The organism is Paracoccaceae bacterium (assembly GCA_012103375.1).
Taxonomy (GTDB): Bacteria; Pseudomonadota; Alphaproteobacteria; order Rhodobacterales; family Rhodobacteraceae; genus WLWX01.
Map to the genome: position 1 here is coordinate 3,514,516 of WLWX01000001.1, position 21,728 is coordinate 3,536,243.

The 21,728-nt window shown below is 61.2% G+C and carries 21 protein-coding genes; 10 read left to right on the plus strand and 11 right to left on the minus strand.

What is annotated here, in order from left to right; all coding sequences use genetic code 11:
- The first annotated feature begins 13 nt into the window (after positions 1-13).
- The 4 genes from GKR99_17990 to GKR99_18005 all read left to right on the plus strand — a co-directional run bounded on the left by GKR99_17990 (position 14) and on the right by GKR99_18005 (position 3,602).
- A complete protein-coding gene (locus GKR99_17990; protein ID NKB29337.1) occupies positions 14-1,399 on the plus strand; it encodes an IS1182 family transposase in 1,386 nt (461 codons plus the stop codon).
- On the plus strand, positions 1,311-2,327 hold the full coding sequence (locus GKR99_17995; GenBank protein ID NKB29338.1) for an FAD-dependent oxidoreductase: 1,017 nt from the start codon (positions 1,311-1,313) through the stop codon (positions 2,325-2,327). Before GKR99_17990 ends, GKR99_17995 begins: the two co-directional genes overlap by 89 nt.
- Positions 2,324-3,160, plus strand: a complete 837-nt coding sequence (locus GKR99_18000) for an NAD-dependent epimerase/dehydratase family protein (protein ID NKB29339.1) — start codon at positions 2,324-2,326, stop codon at positions 3,158-3,160. Before GKR99_17995 ends, GKR99_18000 begins: the two co-directional genes overlap by 4 nt.
- Positions 3,161-3,221: 61 nt before the next feature.
- Positions 3,222-3,602 (plus strand): rhodanese-like domain-containing protein, encoded by a 381-nt coding sequence (locus GKR99_18005; GenBank protein NKB29340.1) that lies wholly within the window; start codon positions 3,222-3,224, stop codon positions 3,600-3,602.
- Between the two features lie 39 nt (positions 3,603-3,641).
- On the opposite strand, the gene GKR99_18010 is transcribed toward GKR99_18005, so the two are convergent.
- From GKR99_18010 to mutM, 9 genes are all read right to left on the minus strand, one after another.
- Entirely contained in the window at positions 3,642-4,262 is a 621-nt protein-coding gene (locus GKR99_18010) for a LysE family translocator (protein ID NKB29341.1), read from the minus strand.
- Positions 4,259-4,777, minus strand: a complete 519-nt coding sequence (locus tag GKR99_18015; protein NKB29342.1) for a DUF1697 domain-containing protein — start codon at positions 4,775-4,777, stop codon at positions 4,259-4,261. The genes GKR99_18010 and GKR99_18015 overlap by 4 nt, the downstream gene beginning before the upstream one ends.
- Positions 4,774-5,865 (minus strand): DNA replication/repair protein RecF, encoded by a 1,092-nt coding sequence (gene recF, locus GKR99_18020; protein ID NKB29343.1) that lies wholly within the window; start codon positions 5,863-5,865, stop codon positions 4,774-4,776. The genes GKR99_18015 and recF overlap by 4 nt, the downstream gene beginning before the upstream one ends.
- A 62-nt stretch (positions 5,866-5,927) precedes the next feature.
- Positions 5,928-7,046: a DNA polymerase III subunit beta gene (locus GKR99_18025; protein NKB29344.1), complete on the minus strand. Its 1,119-nt coding sequence runs from the start codon at positions 7,044-7,046 to the stop codon at positions 5,928-5,930.
- 132 nt (positions 7,047-7,178) lie between these two features.
- Positions 7,179-8,528: a chromosomal replication initiator protein DnaA gene (gene dnaA / locus GKR99_18030; protein NKB29345.1), complete on the minus strand. Its 1,350-nt coding sequence runs from the start codon at positions 8,526-8,528 to the stop codon at positions 7,179-7,181.
- 24 nt (positions 8,529-8,552) lie between these two features.
- On the minus strand, positions 8,553-9,002 hold the full coding sequence (locus GKR99_18035) for a rhodanese-like domain-containing protein (protein NKB29346.1): 450 nt from the start codon (positions 9,000-9,002) through the stop codon (positions 8,553-8,555).
- Between the two features lie 242 nt (positions 9,003-9,244).
- Positions 9,245-9,508 carry a 30S ribosomal protein S20 gene (rpsT, locus tag GKR99_18040; protein ID NKB29347.1) on the minus strand — a complete coding sequence of 88 codons (264 nt, stop codon included), beginning with the start codon at positions 9,506-9,508 and terminating at the stop codon, positions 9,245-9,247.
- A 147-nt stretch (positions 9,509-9,655) separates the two neighbouring features.
- Positions 9,656-10,432, minus strand: coding sequence for an enoyl-CoA hydratase (locus GKR99_18045; protein NKB29348.1), 777 nt, complete (start codon positions 10,430-10,432; stop codon positions 9,656-9,658).
- Positions 10,433-10,494: 62 nt separating this feature from the next.
- Positions 10,495-11,346, minus strand: a complete 852-nt coding sequence (gene mutM, locus GKR99_18050; GenBank protein NKB29349.1) for a bifunctional DNA-formamidopyrimidine glycosylase/DNA-(apurinic or apyrimidinic site) lyase — start codon at positions 11,344-11,346, stop codon at positions 10,495-10,497.
- A 95-nt stretch (positions 11,347-11,441) separates the two neighbouring features.
- Here mutM and ubiE point away from each other — a divergent pair, with 95 nt between their 5' ends.
- The 3 genes from ubiE (at position 11,442) to gyrB (ending at position 16,265) form a co-directional block, all read left to right on the plus strand.
- Positions 11,442-12,188, plus strand: a complete 747-nt coding sequence (gene ubiE, locus GKR99_18055; GenBank protein ID NKB29350.1) for a bifunctional demethylmenaquinone methyltransferase/2-methoxy-6-polyprenyl-1,4-benzoquinol methylase UbiE — start codon at positions 11,442-11,444, stop codon at positions 12,186-12,188.
- Between the two features lies 1 nt (position 12,189).
- Positions 12,190-13,719, plus strand: a complete 1,530-nt coding sequence (gene ubiB / locus GKR99_18060; GenBank protein ID NKB29351.1) for a 2-polyprenylphenol 6-hydroxylase — start codon at positions 12,190-12,192, stop codon at positions 13,717-13,719.
- Between the two features lie 128 nt (positions 13,720-13,847).
- Positions 13,848-16,265: a DNA topoisomerase (ATP-hydrolyzing) subunit B gene (gyrB, locus tag GKR99_18065; GenBank protein ID NKB29352.1), complete on the plus strand. Its 2,418-nt coding sequence runs from the start codon at positions 13,848-13,850 to the stop codon at positions 16,263-16,265.
- A 120-nt stretch (positions 16,266-16,385) separates the two neighbouring features.
- Here gyrB and GKR99_18070 read toward each other — a convergent pair whose 3' ends face one another.
- Both GKR99_18070 and GKR99_18075 read right to left on the minus strand, forming a co-directional pair.
- Positions 16,386-17,360, minus strand: a complete 975-nt coding sequence (locus GKR99_18070) for a CoA ester lyase (GenBank protein NKB29353.1) — start codon at positions 17,358-17,360, stop codon at positions 16,386-16,388.
- A gap of 112 nt (positions 17,361-17,472) precedes the next feature.
- The gene (locus GKR99_18075; protein ID NKB29354.1) at positions 17,473-18,081 is read right to left on the minus strand and encodes a response regulator; all 609 of its coding nucleotides are present in this window, start codon (positions 18,079-18,081) and stop codon (positions 17,473-17,475) included.
- A 235-nt stretch (positions 18,082-18,316) separates the two neighbouring features.
- On the opposite strand from GKR99_18075, the gene GKR99_18080 reads away from it, so the two are divergent.
- From GKR99_18080 to sucD, 3 genes are read left to right on the plus strand one after another with little or no spacing between them, the layout of a single operon-like run.
- On the plus strand, positions 18,317-19,570 hold the full coding sequence (locus tag GKR99_18080) for an aminotransferase (GenBank protein NKB29355.1): 1,254 nt from the start codon (positions 18,317-18,319) through the stop codon (positions 19,568-19,570).
- Between the two features lie 13 nt (positions 19,571-19,583).
- Positions 19,584-20,783 carry a malate--CoA ligase subunit beta gene (locus tag GKR99_18085; protein NKB29356.1) on the plus strand — a complete coding sequence of 400 codons (1,200 nt, stop codon included), beginning with the start codon at positions 19,584-19,586 and terminating at the stop codon, positions 20,781-20,783.
- Positions 20,780-21,670: a succinate--CoA ligase subunit alpha gene (sucD, locus tag GKR99_18090; protein ID NKB29357.1), complete on the plus strand. Its 891-nt coding sequence runs from the start codon at positions 20,780-20,782 to the stop codon at positions 21,668-21,670. Before GKR99_18085 ends, sucD begins: the two co-directional genes overlap by 4 nt.
- Positions 21,671-21,728: the final 58 nt, after the last annotated feature.

A 21,728-nucleotide genomic window follows, 5' to 3' on the forward strand; every position in this document is an offset into this window, starting at 1 on the left:
GGGAGGATCAGCCATGATGGGACCGAGGCAGGAAGCACAGGCGGCGCTGTTCTATGAGTTCTCGCTGGAAGACCATGTCCCGCAAGATCACCTGCTGCGATCGATTGATCGTTTCGTCGATCTGAGCAGCATCCGCGCCCATCTTGCCGATTTCTACAGCCACACCGGTCGTCCTTCGATCGATCCTGAACTGCTGATCCGGATGCTGATCGTCGGTTACTGCTTCGGCATCCGGTCCGAGCGGCGGCTCTGTGAAGAGGTACACTTGAACCTCGCGTACAGGTGGTTTTGTCGGCTCGACCTGGCCGATCGGGTGCCGGATCACTCGACCTTTTCAAAGAACCGGCATGGTCGGTTCCGCGAGAGTGAGCTGCTGCGCCATCTCTTCGAGACCACGGTCGCGCGATGCATCGCCGAAGGTCTCGTCAGCGGTCAGCGCCTGGCCGTCGATGCCAGCTTGATCGAGGCGGATGCCAACAAGCAGTACTCTGCGCCAAAGGAAGAATGGGACATTGCGCGGATCGATGCAGACGCTGCACCCCGCGCGGTCCGCGAGTATCTCGACACTCTGGATGAGGCCGCATTCGGAGCAGCGACACCGGTCGAGCCAAAGTTCACGTCCTATTCCGACCCAGCCAGCCAGTGGACGGCGGCGCGTAAGGGTCCCGCATTTTTTGCCTACTCCGACAACTATCTCATCGATACCGATCATGGTGTCATCGTCGACGTGGAAGCGACACGGTCGATCCGTCAAGCCGAGGTGGGGTCAACCAAGACGATGCTGAAGCGGGCCAAAGAGCGCTTCGATCTTCATCCCGAACGGCTGATCGCCGACACCGCCTACGGATCGGGACCCATGCTCGGATGGCTGGTGGGTGAAAAGATCGCACCGCACATCCCGGTCTTCGACAAAGCCGGGCGCACCGATGGCACCTGGTCCCGAGCTGACTTCGAATGGGATGCCGAGAACAATCAATACATCTGCCCGGAAGGCGAGGCTCTGAAGCAGTTCCGCCGAAACTACTCCGACCCCAATCGCGGCCCAACCGGCAAGGGCGTGGCCAAGTACCAAGCGCTGAAGCACACCTGCCAATCCTGTCCTTCCAAGCCGAAGTGCTGCCCGAATGCCGACGCCCGTAAGATCACCCGTGAGGAACATGAGGACGCTCGCGACATCGCCCGCGCAATCGCCAAAACGCCGCAATACAAGATCTCGGTGAAGCTCCGGAAGAAGGTCGAAATGCTCTTTGCCCACCTCAAGCGCATTCTCGGCCTGGGACGGCTCCGATTACGTGGACCATGCGGCGCAAATGACGAATTCCTGCTCGCCGCCACTGCCCAAAACCTTCGCAAACTGGCAAAGATCTTTCCTGCACCGCAGCAAACGCGCAAAGCCTGATCAGAAAGGCGCTCGCGCTATGTTCAAATCGCTACTTTCTGCGCCCGCAACACGTTGTTTTTCCACAGAATCCGCCCAAAAAGTGCAGTCGGCGCTGGGTGCCGGAACCAGATACATGACGCCGGACGACATCGCGCGGGAATATCCGTTTTATAATCTTCAGGGTATTCTTGGGGCCAACCACAATCTGATTGACGAAGGGTATTTCGACGGGAATACGCTGTTTGATTGGTGGAAACGCAAAGCGCGCGAAAACGGCGTCGAATATATCACGAATGAAGTTGTCGGTATTACAAAAAACAAAGTCGGAGATCGCGTCGATTCGGTCACGCTGAAATCCGGAAACCGCATTTCCTGCGACACGCTGGTTAACGCATCCGGACTGCGCGCCGCAATCACGGCGCGAATGGCCGGAATTGAAATTCCTGTGGAACCGCGTAAACGCTACACTTTCATATTCGACGCGGAAAACCCGCTTGACCGGGATTTGCCGCTGACAATTGATCCCTCCGGGGTGCACACAAGAAGCGATGGTCGGTTCTATCTGGCCGGATGCCCGCCGGATGAAGACCCGCCCGTCGAACCCGATGATTTCGAACAGGATTTTAATATCTGGGAGGATAAAGCCTGGCCCGCAATCGCCAACCGAATTCCACAGTTCGAGGCTATAAAACTCGTCAACTCCTGGGCGGGCCATTACGCATTCAACGTATTCGACCAAAACGCGATTCTGGGTCCGCATACTGAGGTTACGAATTTCATGTTCGTCAATGGTTTCTCAGGGCATGGGTTTCAGCAATCCCCTGCGATGGGTCGCGGCATGGCCGAACTTGTAATTCACGGCGAATTCCGAACCCTCGATCTGACACCATTCGGATATGACCGTATCGCCCAGAACAAACCCTTCATTGAAAAGGCTGTGATATGAAAAAAATCGTTCTGACCGGGGCCGCAGGCCGATTGGGATCTTACCTGCGCGAACCGCTGCTGACGATGGCAGATGAATTGGTATCGACGGATATCGCGGATGATATTGGAAAACTTTATCCAGGTGAATCCTACGTCCAGGCCGACCTCGCCGATTTCACGGCGATGAATAATATCCTGAAAGATGCGGATATGGTCGCCCATTTTGGCGCGTTTGTCGACGAGGGTCCGTTTGATAAGCTCCTGGGGCCGAATTTCATTGGCGCCTATAATATCTGGGAGGCTGCATATCAGAACAATGTGCGCCGCGTTATCTATGCCAGCTCCATTCACGCGGTCGGAATGCACCTGAAATCAGAGGCTATCGGAATTGATGCGCCACACAGGCCCGATACATTTTATGGGCTTGCCAAATGTTTCGCCGAAGATTTGGGCCGTATGTATTGGGATAAACGCGGTCTGGAATCCGTTTGCCTGCGCATTCTGTCCTGCGCCCAGGTCACCAGCGCGCGGGCGCTTGGATCGTGGCTGTCCTATGACGATTTGATTCAGCTGGTCACCCGCGCGATTGATACGCCGACGACCGGGTTTTCCATCGTCTACGGTGTGTCCAACAATGACCGGTCGCCGGTGGATAATTCCGGCGCGGCCTTCCTTGGCTATCGCCCCAAGGATAACGCCGAACAATTCGCGCCCGAAATCCTTGCCGCCGAACCGCCCGCCGATCCGCAGGATCCCGGCCAGATGTATCACGGAGGACCGTTCGCCAAGGTCGATATCGGTGAAAGCGGGCTGGCGCAGATGACGATAGTTGACGACGCGAAAAAGACCTGAGCACGTCTTGAGGAACCCGGCCAGCACCCCACATCACAGACATCAACAGGAGGATTCCACCATGAAATCTGCACAGGACTATCTGCAATCGGCAAATGCCGACGTTCCCAAAATCACACCTCAACAAGGGATCGAGCGGCACCAGGCTGGCGACACCGTATTCGTCGATGTGCGCGACAGCGCCGACATTGCGAAATCCGGCACCATCCAGGGCGCCCAACGCATTCCGCGTGGCTTCATCGAATTCGCCGCCGATCCGGCGATGGAAAAATTCCACAACCCCGCCATGCAGAAGGATGCGCAGATCTGCCTGGTTTGCGGTGCCGGCGGACAGGCCGCCCTGGCCGGGCAGACGCTTCAGCAGATGGGCTATCAGAACGTGTTCAACGTCGGTGCCATTGGCAGCTGGAAAGAGGCCGGCGGCCCAATGGAAGACGGCTAAATCAGTCCTCGAAAACGCCATCGGCGGCGCATTTGATCGTCAGGTCAGCGGAATCACCAGCCCGACGCCGATCAACAACCAGCCTGCGATGACATTCAGCCGCCTGAGGGCGCTGGGTGTCGTCAACAGGCGGCGCGCGCGGTCGATAAACAGCGCCATGATGACATTGCCCAGCAGCGGCACCACAATGGACAGCGCGACAATGGCGGCGATATCGGGCCAGGTGATTGTCGTCAGATCGAAGAAGCCCGGCAACACGCCCATGTAGAACAGGATCGCCTTAGGGTTGCCCAGGATGACGAGGATTCCGGCGATGAAACCGGCCCACATGCCGGGACGGGTCAGGCGGCTGTCACGGGCGATGGATTTCCCGGCGTTGCGGATCAGCAGGATGCCCATGACCAGAAAAATCGCAGATGCCCCCCAGCGCAGCACCGTCATGAAGCCGTCGAACTGATCGACAATCCAGGTGACGCCGATAATCGCAAGCAGGGGCCACAGCGCATCGCCAATAACCACGCCCAGCGCCAGCGGCCAGGCGGCGTGGAACCCACCCGAAAGACCCCGCGCGATCAGCGCCACCCAGACCGGCCCCGGCGTCAGGAACAGGATCAGCAGCGCACCCGCATAAAGCAGAAAATCGACTGGTGTTGCGGTCATGACAGCCCTTGCGCCAGATCTCGGATCGCCATCACACTGCGCCAATTGCGCGCCGTCGTCGGAACACACAGCAGCCGATCCATCCGCGGCGCGATTTTCGACGCCGACATCCCCGCAGGCGTGTGCAGATAGACCACGCCGGTGCCGATCTGCGCACGCTCATCCGGGGCGGCGACTTGGTTCAGGGCATCCTGCGTCGTGTCGAATGCCCCATGCGCAACAAACAGGTGGAGCGCTTTGGGATCATCCGTCGGAAACGGGCAGGCACGGATCGCACCAGTCCAGAACGCACGGCTGCGGATCATCACATTGGGCCGGAATCCATATTCATCTTCAATGGCTTGCGACACAGCCGCCTCGGACAGATCGCCGCGCCAGACAGCGTTTCCGCTTTGGATATAGGTCTTGCAATCCTGCGCCCCCAGCCCCGCCAGCAGGGTGCGAAATCCGGCCATGGGCAGGGTGTTGTGCCCCCCGACGTTGATACCGCGCAGCAGGGCGATTTGGATACTCATGCCTGTGCCACCTGCGATGTTCCGTCTGCATCGCTGACCGCCAGCCGCGTTGCGCGGTCGCCCAGATCATCGAATAATTCCGCCCCGGTGCCGGTCATCCAGGCCTGTGCGCCCAGCGCGACAATCTCATCATAAAGCGCGGCACGCCGGTCGGCATCCAGATGGGCTGCGACCTCGTCCAGCAGCAACAGCGGCGGCGCGCCAACCTCTTCCGTCAGGGCGCGGGCATTGGCAAGGATCAGCGAGATCAGCAGCGCCTTCTGCTCTCCGGTCGAACACTGCGCCGCCGCGACGCCCTTGTCGGCATAGATCGCGCCCAGATCGGCTCGGTGCGGACCCGTCAGCGTGCGCCCGGCGGTCATGTCGCGCGCACGGCCCCCGCGCAGCGTTTCGGCAAGCGCTTCCGCCTCAAACGGGTCGGCGGCACCATCGGGGCCGAGCATGGTCAGCGTCGCCACCGGAAAACTGCCGCCGCCCTCGGCGGCTGCCACCCGGGCCAGCGCATCCCGCCGCGACATGTCGATACGTGCACCGGCGTCGGCCATCCGTGCCTCCAGCGCGTCGTACCATCGGGCGTCGTTGACGTGATCTTTCAAAAGGCGATTGCGATCCCGCATCGCCTTTTCGTAATCCAGCACAGCCTCACCATGGCGCGGATCAAAGCTCAGCGTCATGCGGTCCAGAAACCGCCGCCGCCCCTCGGCCCCTTCGATCCACAGCCGATCCATTGCAGGCACCAGCCACAGCACCCGCGCGATCCGGCCCAGCGCGGTTTGCGTGGCCGCTTTGCCGTCGATGCGCACGCCGCGTGGCCCGCCTTCGGAAACCGTTTCAACCTCGTGCATCTGCCCCAACGAGGTTACCAGGGCGGTCACCTTCCAGCCAATCCCGCCCGGCTGACGCGCCAGATCGCCCACCGCCGCCCGGCGCAATCCGCGCCCCGGCGACAGCATCGACACCGCTTCCAGGATGTTGGTTTTGCCCGCACCGTTAGGCCCGAATATCGCCACCGGGCGCGCATCAACAGCCAGCTCGGTGCGGCTATGCGACCGGAACTGCGACAGGGTCAGAGAGGTCAGCGCAGCCAATCCTTGCCCTTCTTCTTTTCAGAAATACTCCCGCCGGAGGCATCCGTCGCCGCGAAGCGGCCTCAGACCCGCATCGGCATCACAACATAGACCGCCGACTGATCGTTGCCTTCGCGCATCAGCGTCGGATCGCCTGCGGTATTGAACATGAAGACCGCATTCTCACGATCCACCTGACTGGCGATTTCCAGCAGGTATTTGGCGTTAAATCCAATCTCCAGCTTTTCATCGCCGTAAGCCACGGCCAGTTCTTCTTCCGCCGCCCCTGCATCCGGCGCGTTCACCGACAGGATCAGGCGATCTTCGTCCAGCTGCATCTTGACCGCGCGCGAACGTTCGCTGCTGACCGTCGCGACACGATCTACTGCGCGGGCGAAATCAGCCGCGTCGACTTCCATCCGCCGGGTATTGGCGGTCGGGATGACGCGGCCATAGTCGGGGAAGGTGCCGTCGATGACTTTTGAGGTCAGCGTGATCTCGGGCGTGGCGAACCGCACTTTGGTTTCGCTGACGGAAACGGCGATCGAGGCATCATCGTCATCCAGCAGCTTGCGCAATTCATTGACGGTCTTGCGCGGCACGATCACGCCGGCCATGCCCTCGGCCCCGGCAGGCAGATCGGCGTCGATGCGCGCAAGGCGGTGACCATCCGTCGCCACACAGCGCAGCACCTGCCCGCCGTCGCCATCGGCGACATGCATATAGACGCCGTTCAGGTAATACCGCGTTTCTTCGGTCGAGATCGCGAATTTCGACTTGTCGAACAGGCGCCGCAGCACCGGCGCCGGGGCCGAGAAGTTCGAGGCATACTCGGACGAGGCCATTTGCGGAAAGTCTTCTTTCGGCAGCGTTGCCAGCGCAAAGTTCGACCGGCCCGCCTCGACAGTCAGGCGACCCGCCGCGCCATCGTCGGCAAGGCTGACCAGTGCGCCGTCGGGCAGCTTCCTGACAATCTCGTGCAGGGTGACGGCGTTCACGGTGGTAGACCCGGCGCGTTCGACCTGCGCGTTCACCTTATCGACCACCTCGATGTCCAGATCGGTGGCGCGGAAGCTGACGCTGTCGCCCTCAGCCTCGATCAGCACATTGGCCAGAATCGGGATTGTATTGCGGCGTTCGACAACCGACTGGGCCTGGCTGACGGCCCTGAGCAGGGTTGCACGTTCGATCGAGATTTTCATGGTCCAGGCTCCATCCCCATTGCCACATCCCCAATTGCCGTCAGGCCAGTTCCACCTGGCCGGGCGGGCACCCTAACCGACAGGCCGGGGCGCGCAAGGTTTTTTGGACTGTGAGTCAGCGACTGCGGGGCGTCAACCCTCGAGGCTGCGGCGCAGCATTTCCAGATCATCCGCGATCTGACTGTCGGTTTCCTTCAACTGCTCGATCCGTTTGACGCCGTGCATCACCGTGGTGTGGTCCCGGCCACCAAACCGACGCCCGATTTCGGGCAAAGAGCGTGAGGTCAGCTGCTTGGCCAGATACATCGCCATCTGGCGCGGACGGGCGTAAACCCGCATCCGTTTCGGGCCGATCATATCCGACAAGCGGATGTTGTAATGGTCGGACACCTTGCGCTGGATTTCCTCGACCGTGATTTTGCGGTCCGAAGCGCGCAGAATATCGGCCAGGCAATCCTGGGTCATTTCCAGTGTGATTTCGCGGCCCACAAGCTCTCCGAAGGCGAACAGACGCATCAGCGCGCCTTCCAGCACGCGCACGTTGGTCGATATCCTGTGGGCGAGGAATTCCAGAACCCCGTCTGCGATGCCGATTTTGCCGAACTGGCTGCTGAACTGTTCGACTTTGGATTGCAGGATGCCCAGGCGCAATTCGTAATTGGTGGGGTGCAGATCGACGACCAAACCCGATTGCAGGCGCGATTTGATGCGATCCTCGATGCCCTCCATCTCTCCGGGGGCGCGGTCGCCCGAGATGATGATCTGCCGGTTCTGATCGACCAGGGCGTTGAAAGTATGGAAGAATTCCTCCTGCGTGGATTCCTTGCCGGTGATGAACTGGACGTCGTCGATCATTAGAATATCGACCGAGCGGAACAGTTGCTTGAATTCCATCATGGCGCGGTCACGCAGGGCCTGCACGAAGCGATACATGAACTGCTCGGCAGACAGATAGACGACGCGCGCCTCGGGGTTGCGGCGCGCCAATTCCCAGGCGATGGCATGCATCAGGTGGGTTTTTCCAAGGCCGACACCACCGTAAAGGAACAGCGGGTTGAAGCTGACCGGCGCGCCCTCGGCCACGCGGCGCGCGGCGGCGTGGGCCAGTTCATTCGGTTTGCCGACGACAAAACTGTCGAAGGTGTGGCGCGCATCCAGCGTCGCCCCGGTGACGAAATCTTCGGGCAGTTTGGCAACGGCGGGCTTTTCGGCGGCATTCGGGCGGATCACCCGCGCGGCCCTGGCCGAAACCTGGAACACCACGCGGCTGACAACCTCTCCGGCGGCGACCAGCGCTTGCAGGATCATATCCGAGAAATTGCGCGAGACCCAGTCGCCGATGAATTGCGTCGGCACGTGGAAGGTCGCAACGCCATCCGTCAGCCCCGCAAATTCCAGCGGTTCGATCCAGTTCGTGTAGTTGTTCTTTCCGACCGACTTTTGCAGCTTCTGCCGGATCTGTCCCCAAGTGTCTTCCGTCATGGTTCCTCGACGTTTCTGTTCTTGTCAGGTCTGGCGCCAGGCCAGCCCGCGGGCTTTCCACCCGTTTATGTTACCCCGATGCCCGTTTTCGTCCATATCGCCTTCAAAACCTTCGGCGATATTCAGGCATTCCACTTCGTCGCCGAACTGGCGAAAATACCGCATCACTGCTTCAGCCGCCATTTTTGAGCGTTGCCCCGAACGGCACAGAAACAGCAGCGTCGTGGCATTGCGCCCGTCCAGCTGTTTCTTCGCGGCCGAGGCGAAATGCGGGTTAACCGCCATGTCGGGAAAGCGTGCCCATTCGACCATGACTGGCGTGCTGCCCAAAGACCGCAAATCCGGCATGCCGACGAACCCCCATTCGGCGCGCGTCCGGACATCAACCAGAAGCGCGTTTGGGTCATCCTCAAGCATTCGCCACGCATCATCGGGATTCACATCCCCGACCCGCGTGCCAAAACCTGAACTCATCCGCTGTCCCCCCAGACAAAGTGAATCGTTTTTCTTCGTTACCCGGTCTTCGTATCAATGCCGCACGGGCGCTCGCAACAGAACTTCGCGCTTGACTCGGGCCTTGGTTGAAAGAATCCCCCTGGCCCGCCGAAAAAATTCCAATCGTGTTCGATTTGGTCAACAAAAAAAGGCGCGCCCAGTGGGGTGCGCCTTTGGGTCCGGCGGCCATTGCAGGCCAACCGGCAGGTAATCCGCAAAGATCAGCCGATGGCTTTGACCCGGGCGCTCAGGCGCGACATTTTGCGCGCTACGGTGTTCTTGTGGAAGATGCCCTTGGTGACACCGCGCATCAGCTCGGGCTGGGCGGCGCGCAACGCGGCGGTTGCGGCATCCTTGTCGCCAGATGCGATCGCTTCTTCGACTTTGCGCAGCTGCGTGCGCACGCGCGAACGGCGGGCTTTGTTGATTGCAAAACGACGCTCGTTCTGGCGGGCGCGTTTCTTGGACTGGGGTGAATTGGCCATGGTCGTGTCCTTCGGTATTCGGATCCAAATCTTTGCTGCACGAAGGACCCACGACCGGTCAGTTGACCGGCAGACACATAGCCTTAAGCGGGCTCCACGCGCATGTACCGGGGCGGCATATGGGATTCGGCGCCGCTTGGAAAGACTTTATTTGTCGCGGAACTGCGCCTCGCGCTTTTCAACGAACGCGGCCATGCCTTCGCTTTGATCTTCGGTTGCGAACAGCGCCTGGAACATGCGGCGCTCAAACAGCAACCCCTCGGTCAGGTTGGTTTCATAGGCGCGGTTCACCGCCTCTTTCACCGCCATCGTGGCCAGCGCTGATTTCTCGACAATCTTTTCGGCCGCGGCCATCGCTTCATCCATCAGCTTCTTGGCCGGAACCACGCGACTGACAAGACCGGCGCGTTCGGCTTCCTCGGCACCCATGAAGCGGCCGGTCAGATGCATCTCCATCGACTTCGACTTGCCCACAAAATGGGTCAGCCGCTGGGTGCCGCCAATCCCGGCGATGACGCCCAGGTTGATCTCGGGCTGGCCGAATTTGGCCGTGTCCGCGGCGATGATGAAATCGCACATCATCGCCAGTTCACAGCCGCCGCCCAGCGCATAACCTGCGACGGCAGCGATAATCGGCTTGCGAGGTTTGGAGATTCGCGCGACCTCATCCGCGAACATGTCGGACTTATAGACATCGACGAAGGATTTCTCGGCCATTTCGGTGATGTCGGCCCCGGCGGCAAAGGCTTTTTCGGACCCGGTCAGTATGATGCAGCGGACCTTCTTGTCGGCTTCGGCCTCGTCCAAGGCCTGCGCCAGCTCGCCCAGCAACTTGGCGTTCAGTGCATTCAGGGCATCGGGGCGGTTCAGGCGGATCACCGCGACATGTTCGGTGACGTCGGAAATAATCGTGGTGAAGGCCATTCGGAAGCTCCGGTTGGGGCGATCAGGTCTATCTTGGTAGCACTCCGCGCGCGGTGATCAAGTCATCTCTGACACCGCGGGCAATAGAAAGACGACCGCCCCGACTGTGTGATCCGGGCGATGGCGCCGGTGCAATCCGGGGTCGGGCAGGGCTGATCTTCGCGGTCATAGACCCTGAAATTATGCTGGAAATACCCCAATTCCCCGTCCGCCCGGCGGTGATCCCGCAAGGAGGAGCCGCCCGCCTCAATCGCCTCACCCAATACATCGCGGATCAGCGGCACCAGGGATGCAACGCGTGATTTGCCAAGTTGCCCGGTCAACCGCTTGGGAGAGATTCGTGCCCGATAAAGCACCTCGCAGACATAGATATTGCCCAGCCCCGCAACGATCCGCTGGTCCAGAAGCGCCGATTTGACCGGGGTGCGGCGGCCCTTGAACGCGCTGATCAGATGATCGGCGTGAAACGCATTGCCCAGCGGTTCCGGGCCCAGCTTGTCCAGCAGCCAATGCGAGTCGACCGCCCCGGTCGCGATCAGATCCATCGCCCCAAAGCGGCGGGCGTCGTTGAAGGTGACGCGCGCGCCGCCCTCTATATGCAGCACAACATGGTCGTGTTTTGCAGGCGCGGGGTGGTCGTAGTGGAAATCGCCGATTGTTAGGCCAGAGACCTGCATTCGCCCCGACATCCCCAGATGCACGATCAGCGTCTCGCCCGTGTCCAGATCAACCAGCAGGTATTTCGACCGCCGCCCAAGCCGCACCACCCGCGCCCCGCTCAGCCGATCCGCCATGCCCGGCGGGAACGGCCAGCGTAGATCGGGGCGGTTCACCTGAGCCCGCGCAATCACGGCCCCTTCCATCGCAGGGATCAGGCCACGGCGGACGGTTTCAACCTCGGGCAGTTCAGGCATGGCGACTCCGGTCAGGACGCCGCATTGCAGCGCGGCGGTTGCACCCTATAAGAAGGGTGAGTTTTCAAGGGATCACAAGGGCGATCAGTAGGGCGATGAGCGACGACAAGACGACTCATTTCGGCGCAAAGACCGTGGCCGAAGGCGACAAGGCCGGGCTGGTCCACGGGGTCTTTACCAATGTTGCGTCGAAATATGACGTGATGAACGACGTGATGAGCCTGGGCATCCATCGGCTGTGGAAAGACGCGATGATGGACTGGCTGGCGCCGCGCGCGGGTCAGCGGCTGCTGGATGTTGCGGGCGGCACCGGCGACATCGCCTTCCGGTTCCTCAAACGCGCCGGCATGGCCGAGGCGGTCGTGCTGGACATGACCGAGAGCATGCTGATCGAAGGGCGCAAACGGGCCGAGGCCGAAGCCCTGGCCGACCGTCTGGACTGGATCGTCGGCGATGCCATGGCCCTGCCGTTCGAGGATGCCAGCTTCGACCGCTATACAATCAGCTTCGGCATCCGCAACGTCACCCGGATCGGCGATGCGCTGGCCGAGGCATTCCGCGTCCTGCGCCCCGGTGGGCGGCTGGTCGTTCTGGAATTCTCTCAACTGCCAGTGCCGGGCCTGCAAAAGGCCTATGACGCCTATTCCTACAACGTCATCCCCCGGATGGGGCAGCTGGTGGCGGGGGATCGCGACAGCTATCAGTATCTGGTCGAAAGCATCCGCAAATTCCCGGATCAGGAGGCGTTCACCGCAATGATCCGCGACGCGGGGTTTGACAACGTCAGCTATCGCAACCTGTCCATGGGCATCGCAGCGCTGCATTCGGGCTGGAAAATCTGACATGCGCGGGCCCCACAACATCTGGCGGCTGATCCGCACCGGGGCGACCTTCCAGCGCACCGGGGCGATGGGCGTCGTGCTGGACGCGATGGAGGCTCCGGCCCCGATCCGGATGGCGGCACGGGTGCTGGGGCTGCCATTTGCCTGGCTGGGGCTGAAAGGCGATCCGTCGCTGCCGCCGGTGACGCGCGCACTGACCGCGCTGGGCCCGGCCTATATCAAGTTCGGTCAGATCCTGTCGACACGTCCCGATGTGGTCGGCGACGATCTGGCCCTGCAATTGCAGGTGCTGCAGGACAAGTTGGCCCCGTTTTCGACCGCCGAAGCCCGGGCCGAGGTGGAACGCGAATTGGGCGAACCGGTCGAGGCGCTGTTCTCTGACTTTTCCGATTCCGTCGCCGCAGCCTCCATCGCGCAGGTCCACCGGGCGCATCGCGCTGATACGGGCGCGCGGGTTGCCGTCAAAGTTCTGCGCCCCGGCATCGAAAAGGCGTTCCGCAAGGATATCAACGCCTTCTATTTCGTTGCTCGCGTGGTCGAGGTTCTGTCGCCCTCGTCCCGCCGCCTGCACCCCACGGACGTGATCGCCCATTTCGAAGGCGTCGTGATGGGAGAGCTGGACCTCAGGCTGGAAAGCGCCAGCGCCTCGGAATTCGCCGACAATACCGAAGGCGATGATCATTTCGTCGTGCCGCGCGTTATCTGGGGTCTGTCGGCGCGCCGGGTGATGACCCTGGACTGGGCCGAGGGGATCGCGGCCAATGATCTGGCCGCCATCGACGCGGCCGGTCATGATCGCGCGGCCCTGGCCGAGCGTATCCTGCGGATGTTCCTGCAACACGCCCTGCGCGACGGGTTCTTCCACGCCGACATGCATCAGGGGAACCTGAAGGTTGCCGAAAACGGCGACGTGATCGCGCTGGACTTTGGGATCATGGGGCGGATCGACGATTATACCCGCCGGGTCTATGCCGAGATCCTGTTCGGCTTCATCCGCCGCGATTACCGCCGCGTCGCCGAGGTGCATTTTGAGGCTGGCTATGTCCCCGCAGACCGCGACATCGACGAATTCGCGCGCGCACTCAGGGCAGTGGGAGAGCCGATTTTCGGCATGGATGCCACCCGGATCTCGATGGTGCATCTTTTGACCTATCTCTTTGAAGTCACGGAACGTTTCGGCATGGAAACCCGGACCGAGCTGATTTTGCTGCAGCGCACCATGGTGGTTGTCGAAGGGGTGGCACGCTCGCTGGATCCGCATATCAACATCTGGGATGTCGCCCGGCCCGTGGTTGAAGGCTATATCGCTGACAACATCGGCCCCAAGGCGGCGATCCGCGATCTGGGGCGGACCCTGCAGGTGCTGGGCCGGTTCGGGCCAAGGCTGCCGCAGGTGGTGGAAGCCGCCCTGATCCGGCAGACGAAAGAACCGCCCGAACCGGCGCGCCCATCACCCTGGCGCGCTGTGGGCTGGGCCGCGCTGGGCGGGGCGATCGCGCTGGGCGCGGTCTGGATCGCAACCGCGCTCTGATAATCCAGGGAACCCGGGCGCGCGCCTTGTTGGCCTGAACCCGATGGGCCACAAAATATAGTGTCCATCGCGTGACAATCCCCTGCAAAAACGGTAGAAATCGCGCGTGAAACAGGAAAGTTTACCGCATGGCTGACGCCCCCAAGACACCGGAAGACTACGGTGCTGATTCTATCAAAGTCCTCAAAGGGTTAGAGGCTGTTCGCAAGCGTCCCGGTATGTATATCGGCGACACGGACGATGGATCCGGCCTGCATCACATGGTGTATGAGGTCGTGGACAACGGCATTGATGAGGCTTTGGCCGGTCACGCCGACGCGGTGAACGTGACCATCCACGCCGATCATTCGGTTTCGGTCAGTGATAACGGCCGCGGGATTCCGGTCGGAATTCACGAAGAAGAAGGCGTTTCCGCGGCCGAGGTCATCATGACCCAGTTGCACGCAGGCGGCAAATTTGACCAGAACTCCTACAAGGTGTCGGGCGGTCTGCACGGGGTTGGTGTGTCGGTCGTCAACGCGCTGTCCGACTGGCTGGAACTGCGGATCTGGCGCGACGGCAAGGAACATGTCGCGCGCTTCGAGGGGGGCTTCACCACCGAACCCCTGAAGGTTGTCGGGGACGCGAATGGCAAGAAGGGGACCGAGGTTCGCTTCATGGCCTCGACCGACACATTCTCGAACCGCGACTACAGCTTCAAGACGCTGGAAAACCGTTTGCGCGAATTGGCGTTCCTGAACTCGGGCGTGCGCATCCTGCTGACCGACGAACGGGTCAATCCGGTTCTGACCAGTGATCTGCATTACGAAGGCGGCGTGCGCGAATTCGTGCGCTATCTGGATCGCTCCAAATCCGCGCTTCTGACCGAACCGATCTTCATTTCCGGTGAAAAAGACGGCATCGCGGTCGAGGTCGCGATGTGGTGGAACGACAGCTATCACGAAACCGTCCTGCCGTTCACCAACAACATCCCGCAGCGCGACGGCGGCACCCATCTGGCAGGGTTTCGCGGCGCGCTGACCCGCACCATGAACCTTTATGCCGGGTCCAGCGGCATCGCCAAGAAGGAAAAAGTCAGCTTCACGGGTGACGATGCGCGCGAAGGGCTGACCTGCGTGCTGTCAGTTAAGGTGCCGGACCCGAAGTTCAGCTCTCAGACCAAAGACAAGCTGGTCAGTTCCGAAGTGCGCCCCGCCGTCGAAGGCCTGATGAACGAAAAACTGGCCGAGTGGTTTGAGGAAAACCCCGCCGAAGCCCGCATGATCGTCACCAAGATCGTCGAGGCGGCGCTGGCCCGCGAAGCCGCCCGAAAGGCGCGTGAGATGACGCGCAAGAAATCCTCGCTTGATGTTGCGTCGCTGCCGGGAAAACTCGCCGATTGTCAGGTCAAAGACCCCGCCCAGCGCGAGATCTTTCTGGTCGAGGGTGACAGCGCAGGCGGGTCCGCCAAACAGGGCCGCGCGCGGGCCAATCAGGCGGTGCTGCCGCTACGTGGCAAGATCCTCAACGTGGAACGGGCCCGGTTTGACCGGATGCTTGGCAGTCAGGAAATTGGCACCCTGATCACCGCATTGGGCACCGGCATTGGGCGCGATGAATTCGACATAGAAAAGCTGCGCTATCACAAGGTCATCATCATGACCGACGCCGATGTTGACGGCGCGCATATCCGCACCCTGCTGCTGACATTCTTCTTCCGCCAGATGCCGGAATTGATCGACGGCGGCTACCTCTACATTGCGCAGCCACCTTTGTTCAAAGTCGCCCGCGGCAAGTCCGAGGTGTACCTGAAGGATCAGATGGCGCTGGACGATTACCTGATCGCGCAAGGGATCGAAGGCGCGGTCCTGCGCCTTGGCTCGGGCGAGGAAATCGTCGGCACCGATCTGGCCCGCGTGGTGGAAGAGGCACGCCAGATCCGCCGCACCCTCAGCGCCTTTGCCACACACTATCCGCGCAATATCCTGGAACAAGCTGCCATCGCCGGGGCCTTCGTTCCCGGCCGGGTCGATGGTGACCTGATCGGTGCTGCGGCAGATGTCGCCAACCGGCTGGACCTTGTGTCCGCCGAATACGAACGCGGCTGGCAGGGCCGTCAGACGCAGGACAAGGGCATCCGCCTGACCCGCGCGGTGCGCGGCGTGGAAGAGGTGCGCACCCTGGACGGCATCGCCCTACGCTCGCCCGAGGCGCATCGTCTGGGCAGCTTCACCGCCGCCCTGCAAGAGGTATATGGAACCCCCGCCCATCTGGTGCGCAAGGATCGCGACGTCGCCGTGATGGGACCACAAAGCCTGTTGGACGCCATCCTGTCCGAAGGCGAAAAGGGCCTGTCCCTGCAACGTTATAAGGGGCTGGGCGAAATGAACCCCGATCAGCTGTGGGAAACCACGCTGGACCCCGAAGCGCGGACGCTGTTGCAGGTCAAGGTCGAAGACGTGGCCGAAGCCGATGACATTTTCACCAAACTGATGGGCGATGTGGTGGAACCCCGGCGCGAGTTCATTCAGACAAACGCGCTGAGCGTGGCACATCTGGACGTCTGAGGGGGGTCATACCCCTGTCTGGATTATCGCTTTGGCGCATGTCTCGACGGGCGGTTCCACAGCGGCCCGCGATTGGCGAAACGCAGTGGAATAGGGTCTAATTACCGGGATCGCCCCGCATCAGGCAGCGATCTGGCGCGCCTTTTCTACCAGAACCTCGGCCTGACGTATCGACGCATAGTCGATAAGGCGACCGTCCAGCGATACGGCGCCTTTGCCCTCGGCCTCGGCTGCGGCCATGGCCTCCAGAATGCGGTTGGCCTTGGTGACTTCTGCGTCCGAGGGGCTCATCACTTCATTGGCCAGGGCAATCTGGCTGGGGTGAATGGCCCATTTCCCCTCACACCCCAGAACCGCAGCGCGATAGGCGGCGGCCCGGTATCCTTCGGGGTCTGAAAAATCACCGAATGGGCCGTCGATCGGGCGCAGTCCGTTGGCACGCGCCGCGACCACCATATTGGCGATGGCCGAATGCCACATGTCGCCCCAGTGCACCTGCCGTGCGCCGTCTTCGGCGGGGTCAGTCAGGACGGCATAGTTTTCGTTCACCCCGCCGATCACCGTGGTCCGCGCGCGCATGCTGGCGGCATAATCGGCCACGCCGAAATGCAGGCTTTCGTTGCGGGCCGAGGCACCGGCAATCTCACTGACATTCTGCATGCCCAATGCGGTCTCGATGATGTGTTCGAACCCGATCCGTTTGCGCAGGCCCACGGCGTCTTCGATCTGGGTCACCAGCATGTCGACGGCATAGACATCGGCGGCGGTTCCGACCTTGGGGAACATGATCAGATCCAGACGCTCGCCCGCCTGTTCGACGATGTCGACCACGTCGCGGTACATGAAGTGGGTGTCCAATCCGTTGATTCGAATCGACATCGTCTTGGTGTTCCAGTCGACCTGGTTCAACGCCTTGATGATGTTCTTGCGCGCGCCTTCCTTCTCATCCGGTGCAACCGCGTCTTCAAGGTCAAGGAAGATCACGTCGACGTCGGATTGCGCCGCTTTTTCAAACAGTTGCGGCTGGCTTCCCGGAACGGCAAGTTCGCTGCGATTCAGCCGTGCGGGGGCTAGTTGGATGGGATAAAAACTCATGTCTGACCGCTCCTGTGTGTCTGGTCGATTGGCATGGCGCTCAGACAAATGGCGGAAAATCTGATCTGTCAAGAAATTTTATTGCGTACAGTCGCATGCAAACGAAACAAGATTACAGGTCGCTTTGCCCGCCCGGAACCCGGTTCGAATAGTAAAACGCAATCGCCTGCGCACGGTTGCGAACCGACAGTTTCTCGTAAAGATTCGACAGGTGGAATTTCACCGTGTTGGTCGAGATTCCAAGCTCTTTCGCAAGCTCTCGGTTGGTCAGCCCCTTGGACAGCGCTTCAAGCGTCGCGCGTTCCTTGCGCGACAGGCTGTGGATCGGATCGTTCTGCAATTCGCGCACATCGATGAAGGGAAAGACCATCTTGCCGCTGGCCACCTCGGCGCAGCACTTCAGCAGGTCGTCAACCTCATCCCCGCGCGCGGCAAACCCGGCCGCCCCCGCCGTCATGGCCAGCCGGGGCAGATCGCGCGCGTCATCGCCATAGACGACCAGGCGCGGCGCGTTCTCCTGTTCGCGCAACACCTCGATCAGTTTCGCACCGCCCAGAACCGGCAAGTTCCAGTCGATCACGCCGATCTGAACCGGGACGCGCATGACCGTGCCCAGAAACCCCTCGGCCGTGGCCGAGGTGGCCACCAGCGAAAACCGCGGGTCACGCTCAAACAGTTCGGACATGGCCGACAGAACCAGGGGATTGCTGTCCGCCAGCATGACGTCAATCAAGGTGCGTAACTCCTACCATGCTGATAAACAACGGATAATCTCAACTAACTACCTATTCAGGCAGGGTCAATTTCGGTATACAACCGAATACTTACCCATATGGGTGGGATCTTTCCCATCCTATTAGATACCCAAAAGCAGGAGTATCCTACGTTGCGCCATCGCTCAACTGCGGATTTCCTGAACCCAGGACGCAACCGCTGAACCTGACAAGGATGTACGCATGTCGGCTGAAATCTTTCCAAAGCTGGAAATCCCCAACACGATCGCCGCCGGCCCCGGCCCCGGAAACACGGATCCGCGCGTCCTGTCTGCCTTTGCAGGCGCGGGCGTTGCCGACCACATGCAGGGCGACGTTCTGCGCGGGATGGTCGAATGCAAGCATATGCTGCGTCAGATCTGGGGCACCGACAACACCCACACCTTCGGGGTTGCCGGAACCGGGTGGAGCGGTCTGGACATGATGTTCGCGGCAATCCGCCCCGGTGACACCGTGGTTGCATTCGCCAATGGCACGTTCTCGGGCATTGACGCCCTGACCCTGCGGATGAAGGCAGCGACGGGCGAAGAACTGGCCGCCAACAGCCTGAACCCCGATGCGGCCAGCGTCGCGGTGGTCGACGTGCCCAACGGCACCTCTGTCACGGGGGCTGACGTCGACGCGGCCCTTGCCGAACACAAACCGAAATGGGCGTTCATGGCCCATTGGGAAACCGGATCAGGCCGGATCAACGACATCAGGGGCTTTTCAGACGCCTGCGAGCGCCACGGCGTCATGGGTCTGGTCGACGCCGTATCCTCGCTGGGGGTGGAGGATTTCCGCATCGACGATCTGCCCGGCGTCGCAGCCTGGGCATCCTGTCCGCAAAAGGGCATCTGCTGCCTGCCGCTGACATATGCGCCGGTCAGTTTCACCGACGCCTATATCGAGGAACTGCAAGCCTCTGGCACCCGCAGCTTTGTGCACCACCCAATATTGGAAGCTCGTCACTGGGGCATTATTGATGGCCAGAATGTGGAAAAGGGCACTTATCACCGGACGCACTCCCCCTATGCCGTTTCAGCCTTTCACGAAGCCTTGCGGATCACGCTGGAACAGACGATCCCGCAACGTGCCGCTGACTACGCGTTCCACGAAAAGGTTCTGCGCGAAGCGGTGGTTGCCATGGGCTGCAAGGTCACCTCGAACATGACCAGTCTGGTGGTGCTGAACCTGCCGGACGATCTGGCCGGGCAAGAGATGGCGCTGGTACAAACCTGCCGCGCCGCTGGCTTTGGTATCTGGCCGACACTGTCCGCCCCGGTTCAGATCCGCATCGGCATCCTGAATCTTCTGACGCCTGCCGCGATAACCGACATCGTCACGCGCTTTGCCGATGCGATCCGCGCGCAGGGCGGAACCGTCGATCAGGATGCAGTCGACACGGTTCTGAACCACCATTACGCCGCAGCAATCGCAGCAATCGCAGCAGAATAGAGGGGCGCGGCCAATGGATATCCACGAATATCAGGCCAAGGAAATCCTGTCGAACTTCGGCGTCGATGTCCCGGGCGGCGCCCTGGCCTACAGCCCCGAACAAGCCGCCTATCGGGCGCGCGAACTGGGGGGCGATAAATGGATCGTCAAGGCGCAGGTCCACGCCGGCGGGCGTGGCAAAGCCGGTGGCGTCAAGCTGTGTTCCAGTGAAAGCGAAATCCAGGAAGCCTGCGAAGGCATGTTCGGCAAGAAACTGGTGACCCATCAGACCGGCCCCGAAGGCAAGGGAATCTACCGCGTCTATGTCGAAGCCGCCGTGCCGATTGACCGCGAAATCTACCTCGGGTTCGTTCTGGACCGCACCAGCCAGCGGGTGATGATCGTCGCCAGCCGCGAAGGCGGCATGGAGATCGAGGAGATCTCGGCAGAAAAACCCGACAGCATCGTGCGCTCAACCGTTGAACCCGCCGTGGGCCTGCAGGATTTCCAATGCCGCGAGATTGCGTTCAAGCTGGGCCTGGAACCGGCCCTGACCGCGCAGATGGTGCGCACGCTCAAGGGTTGTTACCGGGCCTTCACCGAGCACGACGCCACGATGGTCGAGATTAACCCCCTGGTTGTGACCGGCGACAGTCGCATCCTGGCGCTTGATGCCAAGATGACCTTTGACGACAACGCGCTGTTTCGCCATCCTCAGATTTCGGAACTGCGCGACAAATCCCAGGAAGACCCGCGCGAAAGCCGCGCCGCCGATCGCGGGCTGTCCTATGTCGGGCTGGAAGGCAACATCGGCTGTATCGTCAACGGTGCCGGTCTGGCCATGGCCACAATGGACACCATCAAACTGGCAGGCGGCGAACCGGCCAACTTCCTGGACATCGGCGGCGGCGCCACGCCCGAACGCGTGGCCAAAGCCTTCCGCCTGGTGATGTCCGACAACAATGTCGAGGCGATCCTCGTCAACATATTCGCCGGGATAAACCGCTGCGACTGGGTCGCCGAAGGTGTTGTTCAGGCCCTGAGAGAGGTTCAGGTCGACGTGCCGGTCATCGTGCGCTTGGCGGGCACCAATGTGAAAGAGGGTCAGAAGATCCTCGCCGGGTCCGGCCTGCCCATCATCCGCGCCAACACGCTGATGGAAGCGGCCGAACGGGCCGTCGGCGCCTGGCGCAACGATCTTGATCAAGCCACACGGGTAAGGGCCGTCACATGAGCATCTTTCTTGACCGCGACACCAAGGTAATCGTGCAGGGCATCACGGGACGCATGGCCCGGTTTCACACCAAGGATATGCTCGATTATGGCACAAACCTTGTCGGTGGCGTGGTGCCGGGCAAGGCGGGTGAGCGTGTCGAGGGCGTTCCGGTTTTTGACACGGTCAAGGACGCTGTCGCCAAAACCGGGGCCGAAGCCTCGCTTGTTTTCGTGCCGCCGCCTTTCGCAGCGGATTCGATCATGGAGGCCGCCGACGGCGGTATCCGCTTTTGCGTCTGCATCACCGACGGAATTCCCGCGCAGGACATGATCCGGGTCAAGCGCTATATGAAGCGCTATCCCAAAGATCGCCGCATGGTGCTGACCGGCCCGAACTGCGCCGGCACGATCAGCCCCGGCAAGGCACTTCTGGGCATCATGCCCGGTCATATCTATCTGCCCGGCAATGTCGGCATCATCGGACGCTCGGGCACATTGGGGTACGAGGCTGCCGCCCAGCTGAAGGAACGCGGCATCGGCGTGTCGACCAGCGTGGGCATTGGCGGCGATCCGATCAACGGATCCTCTTTCAAGGATATCCTTGAACGCTTCGAACAGGACGACGACACCCATGTCATCGCGATGATCGGCGAAATCGGTGGCCCGCAGGAAGCCGAAGCGGCCGGGTTCATCCGCAACAGAATCACCAAGCCCGTCGTCGCCTATGTGGCCGGCCTGACCGCACCGAAGGGGCGCACCATGGGGCATGCGGGCGCGATCATCTCGGCCTTTGGGGAAAGCGCTTCGGAAAAGGTCGAGATCCTGTCAGCCGCCGGGGTGACCGTGGCCGAAAACCCCGCCGTCATCGGCGAAACGATTGCGACCGTCATGGGTCAGGCCGCGTGATGGCCAAACCCTCGGTCTTTGTGACACGTCGCTGGCCGATTGTGTTGAAAAACTCCGT